At 55.4% G+C, this 19,225-nt stretch carries 15 protein-coding genes; 13 read left to right on the forward strand and 2 right to left on the reverse strand.

Translation table 11 applies throughout. The features are described 5' to 3' along the window. Positions 1 to 225: 225 nt before the first annotated feature. Positions 226 to 846, reverse strand: a complete 621-nt coding sequence (locus Q4501_RS10690) for a TetR/AcrR family transcriptional regulator (RefSeq protein ID WP_303596224.1) — start codon at positions 844 to 846, stop codon at positions 226 to 228. A 147-nt stretch (positions 847 to 993) separates the two neighbouring features. Here Q4501_RS10690 and Q4501_RS10695 point away from each other — a divergent pair, with 147 nt between their 5' ends. The 8 genes from Q4501_RS10695 to Q4501_RS10730 all read left to right on the forward strand — a co-directional run bounded on the left by Q4501_RS10695 (position 994) and on the right by Q4501_RS10730 (position 12,763). Next, positions 994 to 2,790 carry an acyclic terpene utilization AtuA family protein gene (locus Q4501_RS10695; RefSeq protein ID WP_303596225.1) on the forward strand — a complete coding sequence of 599 codons (1,797 nt, stop codon included), beginning with the start codon at positions 994 to 996 and terminating at the stop codon, positions 2,788 to 2,790. A 50-nt stretch (positions 2,791 to 2,840) separates the two neighbouring features. Then, the gene (locus Q4501_RS10700; RefSeq protein WP_303596226.1) at positions 2,841 to 3,707 is read left to right on the forward strand and encodes an SDR family oxidoreductase; all 867 of its coding nucleotides are present in this window, start codon (positions 2,841 to 2,843) and stop codon (positions 3,705 to 3,707) included. A 9-nt stretch (positions 3,708 to 3,716) separates the two neighbouring features. Beyond that, complete coding sequence (locus Q4501_RS10705; protein WP_303596227.1) at positions 3,717 to 5,333, forward strand: acyl-CoA carboxylase subunit beta; 1,617 nt, start codon at positions 3,717 to 3,719, stop codon at positions 5,331 to 5,333. A 384-nt stretch (positions 5,334 to 5,717) separates the two neighbouring features. After that, a complete protein-coding gene (gene atuD, locus Q4501_RS10710) occupies positions 5,718 to 6,872 on the forward strand; it encodes a citronellyl-CoA dehydrogenase (RefSeq protein ID WP_303596228.1) in 1,155 nt (384 codons plus the stop codon). Between the two features lie 159 nt (positions 6,873 to 7,031). Beyond that, positions 7,032 to 7,850 carry an enoyl-CoA hydratase/isomerase family protein gene (locus Q4501_RS10715; RefSeq protein ID WP_303596229.1) on the forward strand — a complete coding sequence of 273 codons (819 nt, stop codon included), beginning with the start codon at positions 7,032 to 7,034 and terminating at the stop codon, positions 7,848 to 7,850. Positions 7,851 to 8,085: 235 nt separating this feature from the next. Further along, entirely contained in the window at positions 8,086 to 10,056 is a 1,971-nt protein-coding gene (locus tag Q4501_RS10720; protein ID WP_303596230.1) for an acetyl/propionyl/methylcrotonyl-CoA carboxylase subunit alpha, read from the forward strand. Next, complete coding sequence (locus Q4501_RS10725; protein WP_303596231.1) at positions 10,053 to 10,880, forward strand: NAD(P)-dependent oxidoreductase; 828 nt, start codon at positions 10,053 to 10,055, stop codon at positions 10,878 to 10,880. The genes Q4501_RS10720 and Q4501_RS10725 overlap by 4 nt, the downstream gene beginning before the upstream one ends. Before the next feature lie 59 nt (positions 10,881 to 10,939). Beyond that, positions 10,940 to 12,763, forward strand: a complete 1,824-nt coding sequence (locus Q4501_RS10730) for a long-chain-acyl-CoA synthetase (RefSeq protein WP_303596232.1) — start codon at positions 10,940 to 10,942, stop codon at positions 12,761 to 12,763. A 442-nt stretch (positions 12,764 to 13,205) separates the two neighbouring features. Here the strand turns inward: Q4501_RS10730 and Q4501_RS10735 are convergent, their stop codons facing one another. Then, on the reverse strand, positions 13,206 to 14,186 hold the full coding sequence (locus tag Q4501_RS10735; protein ID WP_303596233.1) for an NADPH:quinone oxidoreductase family protein: 981 nt from the start codon (positions 14,184 to 14,186) through the stop codon (positions 13,206 to 13,208). A gap of 224 nt (positions 14,187 to 14,410) precedes the next feature. Between Q4501_RS10735 and Q4501_RS10740 the strand changes: the two genes are divergently transcribed. From Q4501_RS10740 to Q4501_RS10760, 5 genes are all read left to right on the forward strand, one after another. Further along, positions 14,411 to 15,028, forward strand: coding sequence for a trimeric intracellular cation channel family protein (locus Q4501_RS10740; RefSeq protein WP_303596234.1), 618 nt, complete (start codon positions 14,411 to 14,413; stop codon positions 15,026 to 15,028). A gap of 165 nt (positions 15,029 to 15,193) precedes the next feature. Further along, positions 15,194 to 16,492 (forward strand): NCS2 family permease, encoded by a 1,299-nt coding sequence (locus Q4501_RS10745; protein WP_303596235.1) that lies wholly within the window; start codon positions 15,194 to 15,196, stop codon positions 16,490 to 16,492. A 30-nt stretch (positions 16,493 to 16,522) separates the two neighbouring features. Continuing rightward, positions 16,523 to 17,065, forward strand: coding sequence for an adenine phosphoribosyltransferase (locus tag Q4501_RS10750; protein WP_303596236.1), 543 nt, complete (start codon positions 16,523 to 16,525; stop codon positions 17,063 to 17,065). Between the two features lie 56 nt (positions 17,066 to 17,121). Beyond that, positions 17,122 to 17,784, forward strand: a complete 663-nt coding sequence (locus tag Q4501_RS10755) for a fumarylacetoacetate hydrolase family protein (RefSeq protein ID WP_303596237.1) — start codon at positions 17,122 to 17,124, stop codon at positions 17,782 to 17,784. Positions 17,785 to 17,831: 47 nt separating this feature from the next. Further along, positions 17,832 to 19,142 (forward strand): AarF/ABC1/UbiB kinase family protein, encoded by a 1,311-nt coding sequence (locus Q4501_RS10760; protein ID WP_303596238.1) that lies wholly within the window; start codon positions 17,832 to 17,834, stop codon positions 19,140 to 19,142. The last annotated feature ends 83 nt before the right edge of the window (positions 19,143 to 19,225 follow it).

Here is a 19,225-nt window from a genome sequence, read left to right on the forward strand (position 1 = left end):
CTGTTGTTCCGAAAGCAAGGATGCGTTGAAAACTGTCCTACAAAAATGGTTCGTTTGGCATTTTGGTCATGCCAATTAGACCAATGACCTGAAAAGACGGCTTTACTTTGGATATTTCCATTCAAAACAATGACTTTGCAAAAACAAAAACCCGAAGTCATTCTACGGGCTTATTTCGAATAGGTTACCGACGCCTATTGCAGCCTGCCAGGTTATAGATCAGGACTAACTCAGGCCCAGCATTGCAACCACCTGATCTGTCAGCCCTTCCCGGGTCAGGCCACCGCGTTCCGGGCGGTACCAGGTTACGGTCCAACTCAAAGCGCCCGTCAGCATACGGCGTACCACAAATGGATCGGCAACCAGGGCGCCCTCGTCTTTCAAAGCTGTGAGCACATCCAGCCACAAGGCTTCATAAATATCGCGAAGCTTCAGCACCTCTACCTGGGAAGCCTCCGACAGGCTGCGCCATTCAAACACCAGAACCGCCATTGCCTCGCCGGTCTGCCCATTAATCGATTCCAGCTCGGCACTGATGAGTGCCCTCAGCTTGTCGCGATTGGAATCAGCAGCTTCCATGGCTGCCTGCATGACCGCTGTGTTAAGCCTGATGGTTTCAACCATAACCGCTTTAAGGATCTCTTCTTTGGTGCGGAAATGGTGAAAGAGACTGCCCGATTGAATTCCAACCGCCGCTGCCAGGTCCCTGACAGTGGTGCGCTCATAACCTTTATCACGAAATAAACGGGCTGCCTCTCGAAGCAGTCGGCCACGCGCGCTGTCCGGGGCCGAAACCAGGTTGTCAGCGATCAGTGACTGAAGAATTTTGTCTTGGCTCACGGGCATATCCACGGGTTTTGAAAGAACAGATATTCTACCCCACATTTAGCTGTTTACAAACCAAGCGCTTGCTTGGTAATGTTTGATCCATGGGCTAAACACTGGCCCGCACCCCTCGTGGGGCACGTGCCAGTAATAACAGGATGCTTAACCATGGCTGATTCCACTAAAACGGTTCGTATCGGTTGTTCCTCCGCCTTTTGGGGTGACACAGAAACAGCCGCTGCGCAGCTGGTTCACAAAGGCGATATTGACTATCTGGTTGCCGACTACCTTGCCGAAGTCACCATGTCGATCATGGCCGGCCAGAAAATGAAGGACCCCAACCAGGGCTACGCACGGGACTTTGTCGAAACCGTCATGGGCCCCCTTCTTGCTGACATTAAAGCAAAAGGGATTCGCGTACTGACGAATGCCGGCGGCGTAAATCCTGTGGCTTGCCGGGATGCACTACAGGCACTCTGCGAGCAGGCCGGTGTGGAAATGAAAATTGCGCTGGTGGTCGGGGATGATCTGCTCCCCCAAAAGCAGGCGCTGAGCAAAGCTGGCATTACTGAAATGGCCACAGGCGAGCCTATGCCGGCAATGATGGTAAGCCTGAACGCCTACCTTGGCGCTCCCGGCCTGGTGGCTGCTCTGGACGGAGGCGCCGACATTGTTCTTACCGGCCGGGTAGTGGACAGTGCATTAATCCTCGCCCCTCTGATTCATGAATTCGGCTGGGGTTGGGCGGATTATGACAAGCTGGCTCAGGGTAGCCTTGCCGGTCACCTTCTGGAGTGCGGCGCACAGGCTACTGGCGGTAACTTTACCGACTGGGAAGAGGTTGCCGAAGGCTTCGCCGACATGGGCTTTCCCATTGCCGAAGTCAGTGCAAACGGAGACTTTGTCATCACCAAGCCGAAAGAAACCGGTGGCAAGGTGAGCCGCGGCACCGTTGCCGAACAACTGGTTTACGAAATCGGTGACCCTCGTGCGTACCTGCTGCCAGATGTGACCTGCGATTTTACCAATGTAAAACTGGAGGAGAGCGGGCCAGACCGTGTAACCGTCTCCGGAGCAAGCGGCCTGCCACCCACCGATAGTTACAAGGTATCCGGCACCTGGCCGGACGGCTTCAAGTGCACCGCAACTTTCCTGCTGGCAGGCATGGATGCTCCCAAAAAAGCACAGGCTGTTGCCGAAGCGATCCTGAGCAAAACATCCCGACTGTTCCGGGAACGCGGCTTGCCCGATTACACCGAAACCAGCATCGAACTCTTGGGCACTGAAACCACCTACGGCAAACAAGGTCGTGGCCAGACCAGCCGGGAAGTTGTCGTGAAAATCAGTGCAGCCCATGTCAAAAAGGGCGCTCTTGTACTTTTCTCCCGGGAGATTGCGCAAGCCGCTACCGGCATGGCACCGGGTTTAACGGGCATCGTGGGTGGTCGGCCAACAGTGTGGCCCAAGATTCGACTCTATTCTTGTCTGGTGCCCAAGAGTGAGGTAGCTGTGTCTGTTGACTTGAACGGCGAGGCAGCCCCCGTTTCGGTAGCTTCGGCCGGTGGATTCCAGCCCGGCCGGATCACGGATCAACCCTTAATAGAGAAACCATCGGCAACGGATACCACCGTGCCTTTGATTGATCTTGCCTGGGCTCGCAGCGGTGATAAGGGAGACCACACAAACATTGGCGTCATTGCACGCAACCCCGACTTTGTGCCTTTTATCGCAGCAGCGTTGACCGAAGAAGCCGTTGCGGCATGGATGGCCCACACACTGAACCCGGAAACCGGAAGGGTCACACGCTGGTCACTGCCAGGATTTAACGCCTTCAACTTCTTATTGGAGCACAGCCTGGGCGGAGGCGGCGTTGCCAGCCTGCGTATTGACCCGCAAGGCAAGGCGTTTGCTCAGCAGTTGCTGGAAATTCCGGTACCGGTGCCCTCGGGACTGGCTGGATCTTAATCCTATGGTGCATGCCCGAGCGCCCCAACATTGAACAAGGCTTTCAAATTATGAGTTATCAATCCGTTTTCCACCCCGACCTGTTCAAGAATCAGACCTTTATCGTCACCGGCGGAGGTTCTGGTATCGGGCGCTGTACCGCCCACGAACTGGCCTCTCTTGGAGCCAGAGTGGCGCTGGTGGGTCGTAAAGTCGAAAAAGTTGAAGCCGTGAAAGCTGAAATTCTTGAGGACGGCGGTATTGCCTCAGCTCACGTGTGCGATATCCGTGAAGAAGAGTCTGTAAAAGCCACGGTAAAAGCAATTATCGCCGAGCACGGCGGCTTGAACGGCCTGGTCAACAACGCTGGCGGCCAGTTCCCCTCCCCCCTTGCTGGAATCAATCAGAAAGGCTGGGAAACTGTAGTTCGCACCAACCTCACCGGTGGTTTTCTGATGGCGAGAGAAGCCTACACACAGGCGCTATCGAAAACCGGCGGCGCCATGGTGAACATTGTGGCCGACATGTGGGGCGGTATGCCGGGCATGGGGCATTCGGGCGCAGCGAGAGCGGGCATGGTGAATTTCACCCAAACAGCCGCTGTAGAATGGGGCACCTCCGGCGTTCGCGTGAATGCGGTGGCTCCAGGCTGGATTGCCTCAAGTGGCATGGACAGCTATCCCGAACACATGAAGCAGTGGATTCGCAGCCTCGGCGATAACGTTCCTATTAAACGCATGGGCACAGAATCGGAAGTCAGCTCGGCGATCTGCTTCCTGCTGAGTCCGGGCGCATCGTTTATCAGCGGCGACTGCCTGCGCATTGATGGCGCAGCGTCACAGGGTGGGCGCGTATGGCCGTTCCCCAAAGCCAAGAATAACGAGCCTTATAACGGTTTTCATCGGGCAGTCACACCCAAAGTACTCAGCGAGGATTGAGGAATTCCTATGCAACCCCTGGAAACCACCGTTAATCCGCAATCTGATGAGTTTCGCGGCAACAGCGAGGCGATGACTGCACACATCCAGACGTTCCGGGATGTAGAGCAAAAGGTGCTCGACCTGGCGGAAGCCGCAAGGGAAAAGTTCACCAAACGCAAAAAGCTCCTGCCCCGGGATCGCATCAACCGCCTTCTGGATCGTGGCACACCTTTCCTGGAGCTTTGTTCACTGGCCGGCTACAAAATGCACGATGACAAAGACGGCAGTATGGCGGGCGGCAACATCATCGCCGGTATCGGCACCGTCAGCGGCATCCGTTGTCTCGTAGTTGCCAGCAATAGCGCCATCAAAGGCGGGACCATCACGCCTGCGGGCCTTGATAAAACCTTGCGCCTGCAACAGATCGCCAAAGAGAACAAATTGCCGGTTGTCTCGCTGTCGGAGAGTGGCGGCGCCAACTTGAACTACGCCACGGATATTTTTGTTCAGGGCGCGAGGGGCTTTGCCAATCAGGCTCGCATGTCGGCCGCCGGGCTACCGCAGATCACTGTGGTACACGGCAATGCTACGGCCGGCGGCGCCTACCAGCCCGGCTTGTCTGATTACGTAATTGCCATTCGTGACCAGGCAAAAATGTTCCTGGCCGGTCCACCATTGCTTAAAGCAGCAACCGGTGAAATAGCCGATGACGAAGAACTCGGCGGCGCAGAAATGCACGCCCAGGTTGCCGGCACCGCCGAATACCTTGCCGAAGACGACGCCGACGGGATCCGCCAGGCCAGAAACATCATGGAAGCCCTGCCCTGGAATGAGCAACTCCCGGTTCAGCGTGAGTTGAAATGGGACGAGCCTCTTTATCCAGCTGAAGAGCTCCTGGGAGTAATCCCCTGTGATTCGAAAAAACCTTACGACGTGCGCGAGATATTGGCGCGCATTGCCGATGGCTCAAAGTTCATGGATTTCAAGAACGAGTTCGACGACCAGACCGTATGCGGCACCATTCGCATTGAAGGTCACTCCGTCGGCATTATCGGCAACAACGGCCCGATAACCCCGGCGGGAAGCGCAAAAGCGGCCCAGTTCATCCAGCTCTGCGACCAGGCCGGCACGCCTCTGCTGTTCCTGCACAACACCACAGGTTTCATGGTGGGCACTCACTCTGAGCAGAACGGCATCATCAAACACGGTTCGAAAATGATTCAGGCCGTTGCCAACTGCCGGGTACCCAAAGTCGCAATCGTGATCGGCGGTTCCTATGGTGCAGGTAACTACGCCATGTGTGGTCGCGGCCTGGACCCCAGATTCATCTTCGCCTGGCCCAACAGCCGAACCGCCGTAATGGGCCCCGCGCAAGCCGGCAAGGTGATGCGCATCGTAGCGGAAGATAAACAGCGCCGCGCCGGTATGGAGCCAGACGCGAAAACTCTGGAGTTTCTGGAGCAGGCCACAGCCAAAAAACTGGAGGACGGCTCCACGGCTCTCTTCGGTACGGCAAGGTTATGGGATGACGGACTGATCGATCCAAGGGATACCCGGCGCGTAGTCGCCCTGGTTCTCGACGTATGCCGAGAAGCCGAAATTCGCCAGTTGCGGCCCAACACATTTGGCGTGGCCCGGCTCTAGGGGATTTGAATCATGGTGTGTGGAACCGGGCCGGAAGGTCCCCCAAAAAACGCCCGTAAATACGTCCCTGTAGGGCTCGGTCGCGCCATCCCTGGCGCTCCACGTTTTTGGGAGACCTTCCGCCCCGGTTCTGAGCAACCACCAGTTATCGCTTTGAAACGCTTCAACAAAATAACGTGCCAGCAAGTAGCAACAACATTGCAGACAACAGCGGGTGTGGGGACAGGCTTCCAGAAAATGTCGGAGGCCATGGATGGCCGGAGTCAAGCGCACACGGACGTGCTTGTAGCGGTTTTCTGGAAGCCTGTCCCCACACCCGCCACCCAAGGTTATGAACCTGCTCCCACACCAGCAGGCAAGAACTAGTCATCAGGAGAACAAAAAGTGAAATTCACAGCCGAACACGAAGCCCTGAGAAAAACCGTCCGCGATTTCGTGCAGAAAGAAATTAACCCCCACTGCGACGAGTGGGAAGAAGCAGGCAATTTCCCTATTCACGAACTGTTCAAAAAACTGGGCAACCTTGGCCTACTGGGCATTCAAAAGCCCGAAGAGTACGGCGGCATGGGGCTGGATTACAGCTACAACCTCGTAGCGGCAGAAGAGCTTGGTATGGCAAATTGCGGTGGCGTACCCCTGGCCATAGGCGTGCAAACCGACATGTGCACACCCGCTATATCTCGTTTCGGCTCAGACGAACTGAAGCGCACCTTCCTGGCACCGGCGATCGCCGGCGATATGGTGGGATGCATCGGCGTGAGTGAAGTGGGGGCCGGATCCGATGTCGCGGGCCTAAAAACCAACGCCAAAAAAGATGGGGATGATTACATCATCAACGGCTCCAAAATGTGGATCACCAACAGCCCGCAGGCCGACTTTATCTGTCTGCTGGCAAACACCAGCGACGACAAACCGCACAAAAACAAGTCCCTCATTGTGGTGCCCATGAACACGCCGGGGATCACCTTCAGCCCGCATCTGAACAAGTTGGGCATGCGCTCGTCCGAAACCGCCCAGATCTTTTTTGACGACGTTCGCGTACCCCAACGCTACCGTATTGGCGCTGAAGGCACCGGTTTCATGATGCAAATGCTTCAGTTCCAGGAAGAACGTTTGTGGGGTGCAGCCAATGTCATCAAGGCGCTGGAAAACTGCATTGATCAGACCATCGAGTATTGCCGCGAGCGCAAGACCTTCGGCACACCGCTGATCGACAACCAGGTTATTCACTTCCGTCTGGCCGAACTGCAAACCGAAGTCGAAGCCCTGCGCGCCCTGACCTACCAGGCTTGCGAGCTCCACATCGAAGGCAAAGATGTAACCAAACTCGCCTCCATGGCCAAACTGAAAGCCGGTCGCCTGGGCCGCGAAGTTACCGACAGCTGCCTACAATACTGGGGCGGCAACGGCTTTATGTGGGACAACCCTGCATCCCGTGCGTTCCGCGATGTCCGCCTGGTGTCTATCGGCGGCGGTGCCGATGAAATCATGCTGGGGATCATATGCAAGCTTATGGGGACCTTGCCAGGCAAGCGCTAAAGCTGAACTTTGGTGCCAGACCGATAACCCGGTTGAACTCTTCAGGACACGCCCGCGAGTACGTCCATGTAGGGCTCGATCGGGCCATCCCTGGCCCTCAACGGTCCTGAAGAGTTCAACCGGGCTATCGGACCCAAATACTGTTCGTGGAGTCTAACGATGGAAACCTTGCCTCACTGCGAAACACTGCTTCTGGAAAAACAGGGGCCAGCCCTGCACGTCACCATTAACCGGCCAGACTCCCGGAACGCCATGAGCCTGCAGATGGTGGCCGAATTGTCCACGATCTTTACCGAAGTGGAATCGGATTCCAGCATACGCACCGTGGTTATAAGAGGGTCAGGCGGCCACTTCTGTGCAGGCGGCGACATCAAAGACATGGCAGGCGCCCGCAACCAGAAAGCCAATCAAGGTGAAAAAGATCCGTTCTACCGACTCAACCGCGCCTTCGGACAGATGATTCAACAAGTAAACGAATCCTCCAAAGTTGTCATCGCCATCACCGAGGGTGCCGTCATGGGCGGCGGCTTTGGCCTTGCTTGTGTATCCGACGTAGCTATTGCCGGGCCTACCGCAAAATTCGGCATGCCGGAAACCTCCCTCGGCATCATCCCGGCCCAGATCGCGCCATTTGTGGTTGAACGCATAGGCCTGACCCAGGCCCGACGACTAGCGTTGCTCGGATTAAGAATTGGAGCGGAAGAAGCCTGTGCGCTGGGCATCGTTCACCAAGCAGCAACATCCGATACAGAGTTGGAAGACATGCTGGCACATGCAGTGGAACGCGTTCGCCACTGCGCGCCAGATGCCACGGCAAAAACCAAAGCCCTGCTCCACCGGGTCGGACACGAATCCATGGGCGGGTTACTCGACAGCGCAGCCGAAATGTTCACAGCAGCTGTCCGGGGCAGCGAGGGCACCGAAGGCACCATGGCATTCATGCAGAAGCGTGCTCCAGCCTGGGCAGACACGAAATAGATCAGAGGGAGTGAATGGGTGTGGAAGCACTTTCAGGAAATGTCGGAGGCCATGGATGGCCGGAGTCAAGCGCACATGGGTGAGGCAAGCGTTTATGAAGCGAAGCTTCATGCGCAGCCGAACGACAGCAATCTATGATTGCTGGCCGGACCCCGCAAGGGGGGCTCGTAGCGGTTTTCTGGAGACGTCTGTCCCTCCTCACTCGCGGCCTCACACAGAACAAGAGACCAGCACAATGCTAAAAAAGTTACTGATAGCGAACCGCGGAGAAATCGCAGTCCGCGTTATTCGTACCGCCAAAGCCCTCGGATACCGCACCGTCGCCGTCTACTCCGAAGCAGACGCCAACGCCATGCACACAGAGCTGGCAGATGAAGCCGTTTGTATAGGCCCGGCGCAAGTCTCCGCGTCTTACCTGAACGCCGACGCCATACTCGATGCCGCCCGCAAAACCGGCGCAGACTGCATTCACCCAGGTTACGGCTTCCTCTCCGAAAACGCCGGTTTTTCCAATGCTTGTAAAGAAGCCGGCATCGTATTCGTAGGCCCGCCAGCCGGCGCCATCGAACTTATGGGCAGCAAACGGCGCTCAAAAATCGCCATGCAAAAAGCTGGAGTACCTGTTGTTCCCGGCTACGAAGGCGACAACGCCAGTGACAACGAGCTCATTGCCGCCGCAGCCGACATCGGCTACCCGCTGATGATCAAAGCCTCTGCTGGTGGTGGTGGCCGGGGCATGCGCCTTGTAAACGATGAGTCCGAGCTGGCAGACAACATAAAACGCGCCCGCTCCGAATCCAAACAAGCCTTCGGCGACGACGAACTGATCCTCGAAAGAGCCGTCATCGAACCTCGCCATGTGGAAATACAGGTCTTCGCCGACCGCCACGGCAACGCCGTATACCTTGGTGAACGGGACTGCTCGGTACAGCGGCGCCACCAGAAAGTGGTGGAAGAAGCTCCCTCACCCTTCGTGACCCCGGAACTCCGGGCCGTCATGGGCGAAGCCGCCGTTAAAGCCGCCCTGGCCTGCGACTATGAAGGCGCAGGCACCGTCGAGTTCCTCGTGGACAAAGATCGAAACTTCTACTTCCTGGAAATGAACACGCGCCTGCAGGTAGAACACCCGGTTACTGAACTGATCACCGGGCAGGATCTGGTGGCATGGCAGCTTACAGTTGCCGAAGGCTTGCCGCTCCCGCTGGTTCAGGATGAAATCAAACTCAATGGCCACGCTATTGAAGTGAGGCTCTACGCCGAAGACCCGTCCAATGGCTTCACCCCACAAACCGGCCCCCTGCATGTCTTCCAGCCGGCCGAGGGCGAAGGCCTTCGCTATGACACGGGCGTGCGTTCCGGCGACGAAGTCACTCCGCATTACGACCCCATGCTTGCAAAGGTCATCGCCTGGGGCGAGAACCGGAATCAGGCCCGCCGTCGGCTGATCCGGGCGCTGGAAGATACGTTTGTTTTTGGCGTCACAACCAACCGCCACTTCCTCAGCCGAATTATTACAGACAGCACGTTTGGTGCCGGCGAGGCTACCACGGCATTCCTGCAGCAAGCCTTCAGCGAAGACCAATCATTGCAGCCAGCTAAACCGAGAATCCGCCAGCTCGCGCTTGCAGCCTGCGTTCTGGCCCATGGCAATGCTAGCAAGCAAGCCTGGAGCAACGCACCCGCTACCAATACGCCGATGAAGCTCGATACCGGCGACGAAACTGTTGAGCTGCTGGTACAAAGCAGCGGCAACAAACTTTCCTGCCGCTTTGGTGACGAATGCCATGAAATGGTTGTTACCAGCATGCAGAACGGTGTCCTATGCACTATCGACAAGGGTATCCGGCAGCGTTGCCAGTATCATCGCAGCGGAGATTCGCTATATTTACAGGCGTTCGGAGAGTCGTGGTCAGTCACTGATCTTACTCACCAGCCAGCCGCAGGTACGAACGGCCCGGGCAGCGGGCGCATTCAGGCCTCAATGGACGGCGCCATTATCGACGTACAGGTGGAGCCCGGGCAGGCAGTTCGCCAAGGCGACACCCTGGTAATACTGGAAGCCATGAAAATGGAGCACCCGGTGAAAGCCGATTGCGATGGGGTTGTTGGCGAGGTTCTGACCAACAAAGGCAGCCAGGTGAAACGCAGCCAGTTGCTGGTAGAGATCACCATCGGCGAAGCACCCGAACAGGAGAGCGAGAAATGAATACCTTGAACAAGAAAACCGTATTTATTACCGGTGCCAGCCGTGGCATCGGCCGCCAGATTGCCCTCGCCTGTGCCCGTCAAGGCGCAAATATTGTGATCGCCGCAAAGTCAGACACACCGCATCCAAAGCTACCCGGCACCATTCACACGGTCGCTGAGGAAGTTCGTGCAGCCGGAGGCCAAGCACTGCCTTTAGTACTCGACGTGCGCGACGAAGAACAGATCAAAAAACGCATTGATGAAGCAGCCGAACACTTTGGCGGCATTGATGCCCTGATCAACAACGCCGGCGCCATTCGACTGGCCGGTGTGGAGAAGCTGAAGGTCAGCCGCTTCGACCTTCTGCACCAGGTAAATGCCCGTGCAGTGATGGCATGCAGCCAGGCCGCCTTGCCCTGGCTTAAACAGTCCGAGCGTGGCCATATCCTTAGCATGTCGCCGCCATTGAATATGGATCCCAAATGGTTTGCTCACTTTGGGCCTTACACCTCAACGAAATATGCCATGACCATGATCAGCATTGGGATGGCTCAAGAGTTCAAACGATACGGTATCGCGGTGAACACCCTTTGGCCTAAAACCGTAATAGCCACCGCAGCGATTCAGCATGAAGCGGGCGGCGAACAATTAATGGCACAAGGCCGGAAGCCGGACATCATGGCCGACGCTGCCGTAAGCATCCTGAACCGGACAGTGGACGAACTGACAGGACAGAACCTCATTGACGAAGATGTTCTCCGTGAAGGCGGCGAGACCGATTTCGAACGTTACCGGTACAAAGCCGGCGACAAGCCCCTGTTGCCCGACCTTTACCTGGACTAGCCTCCCGGCGAGGTTATTCCGAGGCCCTGATTCAACTATAAAAATACCAAGGGGAAACCATGAGCCAAGACAGCGTTACCGCGATGGATATCGTGCGCAGCCTCCCGGGAATACTTAAACGATTCCCGGCGATTGCCAAAGGCTATTATTACTACTCAATCAAGGATGCGCGCAAACCCCTTACCCTCGGAACACTCATTGAGAACAACGCAGAAAAGCATGGCGAAAGACCAGCGATTCTATTCGAGGATCGCAGTATCACCTGGGGTGATTTCAATGCATGGTCAAACCGCATCGCCGGTTATTTTCAATCTCAGGGACTAAAAAAAGGCGACTCCATCGCCGTCTTCCTGGAAAATCGCCCGGAAATTCTGGCCGTGGTTGCGGGCGCTGCCAAGATCGGCGTTGCCTGCGCCATGCTGAATACATCGCAAAAAGGCAAGGTTCTGGAACACAGTGCGAAGCTGGTCAAGCCAACAATGGTCGTGGTTGGTGAGGAGCTGGTACCTGCATTCGATACTGTAAAAGCAAGCCTTGAGCTCAACCACCCCACGCCTTTTTTGTTTCTCGCCGACACCAATACACTCAATGCCTTCGGTGACGCACCCGCGGGCTACGCCAACATGGCACAACAGGTCAGCACCTTCAACAGCGACAACCCCGATCTGAGCGACCCGCCGAGAACCGGAGATACAGCGATTTACCTGTTCACCTCCGGTACAACCGGCTTACCGAAGGCTGCACCGGGATCCCACAACAAGTTCCTGAAAGCCTACGGTGGCTTTGGCCTGATGTCTCTTTCAATGACACCGGAGGACGTCTTCTACTGCACTCTGCCGCTATATCACGGTACTGGCCTTGTAGTTTGCTGGGGCTCAGTGTTGGCCGGCGGTTCAGCCTTTGCCCTGCGCCGAAAATTCTCCGCCAGCGCTTTCTGGGATGATGTACGCCGTTATGATGCAACGGTTTTCGGCTACATCGGCGAGCTATGCCGCTACTTGCTCAATCAACCGCCAAGCGACCAGGACCGTAACCACCGTCTGACCCGCATGCTCGGCAATGGCCTGCGGCCTTCTATCTGGAAAGAGTTCAAAGACCGCTTCGGCATTGAAACTGTCGCGGAGCTTTATGCCTCCAGCGAGGGCAACATAGGCTTCAGCAACTTTTTCAACCAGGACAACACAGTCGGTCTTTCTACGGCAACTTACAAACTGGTGAAGTTCCACGATGGCACCCGAGATCCGGTTCGGGACGAAAAAGGTGTGATGCAGGAAGTAGCCAAGGGCGATCCGGGCCTGCTCATCGGCGAAATCACAAAAAAATGGTCTTTCGAAGGCTACACCCAGAAAGAAGCCACGGAAAAATCTATCCTGCGCGATGCCTTCAAACAAGGTGACGCCTGGTTCAATACTGGCGATGTGCTGAGAGAAATAGGCTGTCGCCACCTGCAGTTCGTTGATCGAATGGGGGATACCTACCGCTGGAAAGGCGAGAACGTTTCAACCAACGAGATCGAAAACATCATCGATGGCTCCGGGATGGTCGAGGAAGCCATCGTTTACGGCGTCGAGATTCCGAAGACCAATGGCAAGGCGGGCATGGTGACGCTGGTACCGAACAAGAGTAACTTCGACCTCAACAAGCTGCTGACCTACTTGCGAGATAACCTGCCAGCTTATGCGGTGCCGGTGTTTGTGCGGGTCACCCACTCCATAGAGAAAACGGGAACCTTCAAGTATCGCAAAGTGGATATCCAGAAAGCGGGTTACGCTCTGGAGCGACCCAATGAGGAAGTTTATGCGTGGCTGCCAAAGACAGAGGGCTACACACTGCTAACTCCGGAGCTGGTTTCGGATATTGATGCCGGGCAGTTTAACTTCTGACTTTGGTGTTGGGGTCTTGTTGAAGCTCTAGCCTATAACATTTGGGGCCTGCGTTGGTGGGAGCCCCCTCCCAAAAACCGCTACGAGCACATCCCTGTGCGCTTGGCGTGGGCCATCCTTGGCCGCCGACATTTTTGGGAGGGGGCTCCCACCAACGCGACCAAACTTATCCATTTACCTTGAGCAACACACACTGAGACTCCAAGACAAAGCTCACGTTCAATCGGAGCGATGCCCTTAACTTCAATAATCAGAGTCATTCGGTTTTGATATATCTGAGAAGCCAGCAAGCCGTGGCTGACAGGCCTCCCCAAAAATGTTGGAGGCCATGGACGGCCGGAAACAAGCGCACACGGACGTGCTCGTAGCGGTTTTTGGGGAGGCCTGTCAGCCACGGCTTGCACCCCAACTATCAGGCTACAGTCACTAAAAAGCAGGCACCTCAAGGGCCGACCTTAAGCACCACCTTCCCAGTAGCACGCCGCTCAGTCAGAGCGCCCAGAGCCTTGGCATAATCCTCAAACTCGAAGACTTCGCTGATTTTGGGATCGATTTTACCCTCAGCATAGAGCTTCATCAGCTCCATCATATTCTGGGCACTTGCCTCCGGCTCACGCTGGGTGAAGCTGCCCCAGAACACACCAACAACGGAACAGCCTTTAAGCAGAGTCAGGTTCGCAGGTACTTTGGGAATATCACCTGCAGCAAAACCAACAATCAGGTGCCGGCCATTCCAGGCCATGGCCCGAAGTGCCTGCTCGGTGAAATCACCACCTACCGGATCGTAGATCACATCCACACCTTTACTGCTGGTCAGGCGCTTTACGGCGTCTTTCAAAGGTTCCTCGGTGTAATTTATCAGCTCATCCGCACCGGCAGCCTTGGCAATCTCCAGCTTCTCCGCTGAACTGGCAGCAGCTATCACACGAGCGCCCATCGCCTTACCCAGCTCTACCGCCGCCAGGCCAACTCCCCCACTTGCACCCAGAACCAGAAGGCTCTCGCCCGGCTGGATGTGTGCACGCTGCTTGAGAGCGTAGTACGAAGTGCCGTAAACCATCGTAAACGCAGCTGCTTTTTCGTCGCTCATACCTTCCGGCACGGGCAGCAGGTTGTGCTCAGGTACGACTACCTCTTCGGCAAAAGCTCCGTAGCCGGTCAGGCCGGCAACACGATCACCGACTTTGAAGCGGGTTACTTTATCGCCCACAGCGACAACTTCACCTGACATTTCACCACCGGGGGAGAATGGCATGGTCGGTTTGAGCTGGTACTTGCCTTCAATAATCAAGGTATCGGGGAAATTCAGACCCGCCGCTTTTACGCGAACTTTAACGCCACGGCCTTTGGCCTCGGGACTTGGTACATCCTCGATGGCCAGCGTTTCAGCCGGGCCATATTCCTTACAGAGAATCGCTTTCATGGGGGCTCCTTTAGTGAACGTCTGTTGTTATTGAATCACGCCAAGCTAAACAGAGTCGGACCATGAAGCAAATAAAGAGCTTTTATCCATATTTATAAACGGTACTTATAAACCGTTGTCTCCGCACTCCAGAGCAGAGATGAATCAGGCGCAGTTTTCAGCTATCCTTCGCGCTTCTGATCCCGGCCGCTCAGATGCTAGCCGATGTCCTTTCAGGGTTGATCATGCTCGACATTATTTACTCACTTGAAATGATTGGAATTATTGCCTTTGCAATATCGGGCATGGTGGTTGCGCGATCCAAGAATATGGACCCGGTTGGCGTTTTTACCATCGCATTCATTACCGCCCTGGGCGGCGGAACCCTGCGCGACCTGATTATGGGGAACCACCCGGTTTACTGGATTAAACATGAGGAACAACCCATCCTCATCCTCGCCATGGCGATCGTATTCAGCTACTGGAAGCGTTCAGAGCGTATTCGCGAATCCTGGATTGTTTTCCCGGACGCAATCGGGCTCGGTACTTTCTCGATATTGGGGGCGCAGCTTGCTCTCGATCTGGGCCATTCATGGTTTATCGCCTCGTTGCTCGGCGTGATGACCGGCACCTTTGGAGGCGCTCTGCGGGACACTCTCTGTAACGAAGTACCCTTTATTTTCCGCAAAGACCAAATCTATGCATCCATTTCATTCGCCGGGTGCTGGCTCTATTTCGTGTGTCAATGGGTTCTGCAAAGCGAGGCCCTGTCACTGACAATTGGTTTGCTTTTCATTGTTATCGTTCGGATGGCAGCTGTACGCTTCGATATCCGCTTACAGCGTGATCCAACGCAACACTGACGGCGCCGAGACTTCAATCATTTCTTGGCCTTGGAGCCCTCAACCAGTAAGATTACCGGTTTTTCACGCAACTCTTTTTCAAGTAGCTTTTACAGCTAGGCTTTTTAATTTAACGGTACACTCCCAAACTCCACACTCTGGCATCCTGAGAGGCAGACACCCGTCATGCTTGAACGACTGTTCCAACTCCAGGCCCACGGCACCGATGTTCGTAAAGAACTGGTTGCGGGCATCACCACCTTCCTGACCATGGCGTACATTATCGTGGTCAACCCAAGTATCCTGTCTTCAACAGGTATGGATTTCGGCGCTGTTTTTGTCGCCACCTGCCTGGCAGCGGCCATCGGCACTCTGATCATGGGGCTGTGGGCAAATTATCCGATTGCTCTGGCGCCGGGCATGGGCCTGAACGCCTTTTTCTCATTCACTGTCGTGGGCAGCCTCGGGTACAGCTGGCAAGTCGCACTTGGCGCAGTTTTCCTCTCTGGCCTGATCTTCTTTTTACTGAGTGTTCTAAAAGTCCGCGAATGGATCATAAACAGCATCCCCATGTCTCTGCGCTTCGGGATTTCAGCTGGTATCGGCTTCTTCCTGGCGCTGATTGCACTGAAAAATGCAGGCATTGTAGTGGACCACCCCGCTACGCTGGTTGGCCTCGGTGAACTGAAGTCGGCCGAGAGCATGCTGTTCTTTGGCGGATTTGTTCTGATTTGCGCTTTGTCGTTCCGCCGCATAACCGGTGCCGTCATGATCGGCATTATTGCCGTAACCGTCATCGCAATGATGCTGGGCATGGTGGAATACAACGGCTTCGCTTCCGCGCCACCAAGTCTTGCGCCCACTTTCATGCAACTGGATATTGCTGGCGCTTTGAATATCGGCATGATCAGCATCGTTTTCGCGTTCCTGTTCGTGGATCTGTTCGACACCTCGGGCACGCTGATTGGTGCCGCTCAACGCGGCGGCCTTCTGGACAAGGATGGCAAGCTTCCACGGCTGGGCCGCGCACTGATGTCTGATTCAGTAGCCACCATGTCTGGCGCAGCCCTGGGCACCTCAACCACCACCAGCTACATTGAGTCCACTGCTGGCATTTCCGCTGGAGGGCGAACAGGTCTGACAGCTGTGGTTGTAGCTTTGCTGTTCCTTGCCTGCCTTCTGCTCTCACCCATCGCCAGTATCATCCCGGCCTACGCGACGGCCCCTGCGCTACTTTACGTGGCAGTATTGATGGCGAGCGGCCTGAAGCTGATAGACTGGGACGACATCACAGAAGCCGCACCGGCTGTGGTAACTGCGCTGATGATGCCCCTTACGTTCTCTATCGCTAACGGCATTGCGATGGGCTTTGTCACTTACGCTGTAATCAAAGCTTTGAGCGGGCGCTGGTCAGACCTGAACGTGAGTGTGGTGGTGATCGCCATTATTTTCATACTGAAATTCATGTTTCTGGACGCAGGTTAAGCTGCGCCCGGAATGAGAGCCTGACTTTTTATGGATTACTTTTCTCAAAGCATCAAACAAGCCATTCGCACCGTGCCAGACTGGCCCAAGCCCGGCGTTGCGTTCCGGGATATCACCACGGTTCTGCAGGATAAGACTGCCTTCCGGAAACTGATAGATGCGTTCGTTCATCGCTACCACGGCCACGATATCGATGCCGTGGCAGCGGTCGATGCGCGCGGATTCATCATTGGTTCTGCGTTGGCTTATGAGCTCAATGCTTCACTGGTACTGGTGCGCAAGAAAGGCAAGCTGCCGTTTGACACCCTGGTGGAAGACTACGAGCTCGAATACGGAACCGCGTCCGTTGAGCTGCATCAGGATGCATTCAAACCCGGTGACAAAGTAATACTGATAGATGATCTGATCGCCACCGGTGGCACCATGCTGGCCGCCAGTCGCTTGATTCGGCGCATTGGCGCCGAGATTGTGGAGGTCGCAGCGATGATTGACCTCCCCGACCTTGGCGGCTCCACCAAGCTGCAGGAGGAGGGTCTGAAGGTCTATACTGTGTGTTCGTTTGAGGGCGAATAAAGGCTTCGCCCAACCAAGTGCTGGTTGAAGCACAGATGGCGTTTTGGGAGGTCACTATGGAGCAGTATCAGCATCATTGGGTTGATGGCACACCGGTGCATTTGCCATTGGGGAAAATCGTCTGCATTGGCCGAAACTACGCCGAACATGCCAAAGAACTCAATAATCCGATACCAGAAGAGCCCCTGCTATTCATCAAACCGGCTACCTCAGCAGTACATGTAACACGCCCTCTGAACTTCCCTTCGGATCGTGGCCAGATGCATTTCGAGACCGAGTTGGCGGTGCTGATTGGCAAGCCCCTCACCAACGCAACTCCCAGCGAATCCGAGGCGGCCATTCTCGGCTATGGCCTGGCTCTGGACCTGACCCTTAGGGACCTGCAGAGTCAGCTGAAGGAAAAGGGCCACCCCTGGGAAAGAGCCAAGGCGTTTGATGGTGCCTGCCCGCTGTCACCATTCGTAGCTGCTGAGCAGTTCCACAAAGATCACATTACTTTTAGCCTTGATATCGATGGTCAGCGCCAGCAAAGCGGCGACACCCGGGATATGCTCTTTCCTGTCATTCCTCTGCTGGGCCATATAAGTCGCCATTTCACGCTACTGCCCGGCGATGTTGTCATCACCGGCACCCCTAAGGGCGTTGGTCCATTGCACCAGGGGCAAACGTTGGCACTGCAGCTGGAGGATAAGTTGTCTGTCTCCACCAAAGTGGTTTAACTTAGGCTGACACAATCTTTCTTTACACAGAAAACGTATAGTCAGGCATGGCAAAAAAACCAGTTACCTCACGCAGTGGTCGTTTTTTCAAGCTAGCCGGCATGACTGCCTCGGTAGCGGGGCAGTATGCGGGCCAAAAAGCCCGCAGCATGTTCAGCAGCGAAAACGACGACGGCGCCCGCAGTGAAAGCTATACCCGCATGGCTAACCGCATCACCGACACCCTCGGTGAAATGAAAGGTGCAGCCATGAAGGTGGGCCAGATTGCCTCGCAGACCCAGGACTTCCTGCCCAGGGAGTTTTCTGATGCGCTTCAGAAGCTGCAGAAAGAAGCGCCACCCATGCCCTTCGAGATTATCCTTGAGCAGATTGAGACCGAGTTGGGAAAACCGGTTGGAGAGCTGTTTGAGTACCTGCAGGAGACGCCATACGCAGCGGCATCGATTGGTCAGGTTCACCGCGCACGCCTGCACGATGGTACCGATGTGATCATAAAAGTGCAGTATCCGGGTGTTGATGAGTCCTGCGACTCCGACCTGAAGCAATTGCGTCTTGCTTTGAAGCTCGGCGGTCTGTTGAAAATGCCCAAAGAGTCAGTCGACCAGCTGTTCACGGAGATTCGCGAACGGCTGCGGGAGGAGCTGGATTACGAGAATGAGGCCCGGAACATTGAACTGTTCCGCGCGTTTCACAAAAATGATCCCTGGGTGGTTATTCCTTCCGTGGTTCCTGGTCACTCTACGCGTCATGTTCTCACTCTGGAGCTGGAAGAAGGTGACCATGTGAGCGAGGTCACACCGGAGCACTACGATCAAGCGACGATCAACCTGATCGGCCACCGTATGTTTACTGCCATGGCGGATCAGTTATTCCGCTTTCAGTGTATCCACGGTGACCCCCATGCCGGGAACTTTGCGTACCGGCGGGATGGCAGTATCGTTATGTACGATTTTGGCTGTGTTAAGAAACTGAAACCGGAAATTGTTGAAGCCTACCGCAATGCAGTTAATGCGGCACTGGAACAGGACTATAAGGCGCTGGATGCGTATCTGATTGACCTGGGAGCGCGGGTTGGAAGCCAGCCGGCCATTGATGAGGCTTACTACGCCATGTGGCGGGATATTCTTGTGGTGCCGTTTGATTCTGAGCAGCCTTACGATTTCGGCGAGTCAAGCATTCACAAAGATGTGGCCGCCAAGACGAGCACCGTGTTCAAGTATCTGGATTCGTTCAAACCGCCAGTTGAGAGCATTTTTATTGACCGGATGATTGCGGGGCATTACTGGATGCTGAAGCGGCTGGGGGTTCAGGCTGCTTTTGGTGAGCAGCTTCGGAAGTATCTTGCGGAAACTCACTGACGTTCATCTCTGGCACTATCGGAGGCATCCGGACAGGGTTTTCAAAACACGCAGTGAATACTTCCCTGTACGCTTGGCTCCGC

The sequence above is a fragment of the Marinobacter sp. 2_MG-2023 genome (genome assembly GCF_030546935.1).
Classification (GTDB): Bacteria; Pseudomonadota; Gammaproteobacteria; order Pseudomonadales; family Oleiphilaceae; genus Marinobacter.

Coding starts and splice junctions, on each gene's coding strand:
- Q4501_RS10720 (WP_303596230.1), top strand. CDS start 8,086: ATGCTAAAAAAGTTACTGATAGCGAACCGCGGAGAAATCGCAGTCCGC.
- Q4501_RS10755 (WP_303596237.1), top strand. CDS start 17,122: ATGGAGCAGTATCAGCATCATTGGGTTGATGGCACACCGGTGCATTTG.
- Q4501_RS10745 (WP_303596235.1), top strand. CDS start 15,194: ATGCTTGAACGACTGTTCCAACTCCAGGCCCACGGCACCGATGTTCGT.
- Q4501_RS10740 (WP_303596234.1), top strand. CDS start 14,411: ATGCTCGACATTATTTACTCACTTGAAATGATTGGAATTATTGCCTTT.
- Q4501_RS10695 (WP_303596225.1), top strand. CDS start 994: ATGGCTGATTCCACTAAAACGGTTCGTATCGGTTGTTCCTCCGCCTTT.
- Q4501_RS10735 (WP_303596233.1), bottom strand. CDS start 14,186: ATGAAAGCGATTCTCTGTAAGGAATATGGCCCGGCTGAAACGCTGGCC.
- Q4501_RS10700 (WP_303596226.1), top strand. CDS start 2,841: ATGAGTTATCAATCCGTTTTCCACCCCGACCTGTTCAAGAATCAGACC.
- Q4501_RS10690 (WP_303596224.1), bottom strand. CDS start 846: ATGCCCGTGAGCCAAGACAAAATTCTTCAGTCACTGATCGCTGACAAC.
- Q4501_RS10725 (WP_303596231.1), top strand. CDS start 10,053: ATGAATACCTTGAACAAGAAAACCGTATTTATTACCGGTGCCAGCCGT.
- Q4501_RS10705 (WP_303596227.1), top strand. CDS start 3,717: ATGCAACCCCTGGAAACCACCGTTAATCCGCAATCTGATGAGTTTCGC.
- Q4501_RS10715 (WP_303596229.1), top strand. CDS start 7,032: ATGGAAACCTTGCCTCACTGCGAAACACTGCTTCTGGAAAAACAGGGG.
- Q4501_RS10760 (WP_303596238.1), top strand. CDS start 17,832: ATGGCAAAAAAACCAGTTACCTCACGCAGTGGTCGTTTTTTCAAGCTA.
- Q4501_RS10730 (WP_303596232.1), top strand. CDS start 10,940: ATGAGCCAAGACAGCGTTACCGCGATGGATATCGTGCGCAGCCTCCCG.
- Q4501_RS10750 (WP_303596236.1), top strand. CDS start 16,523: ATGGATTACTTTTCTCAAAGCATCAAACAAGCCATTCGCACCGTGCCA.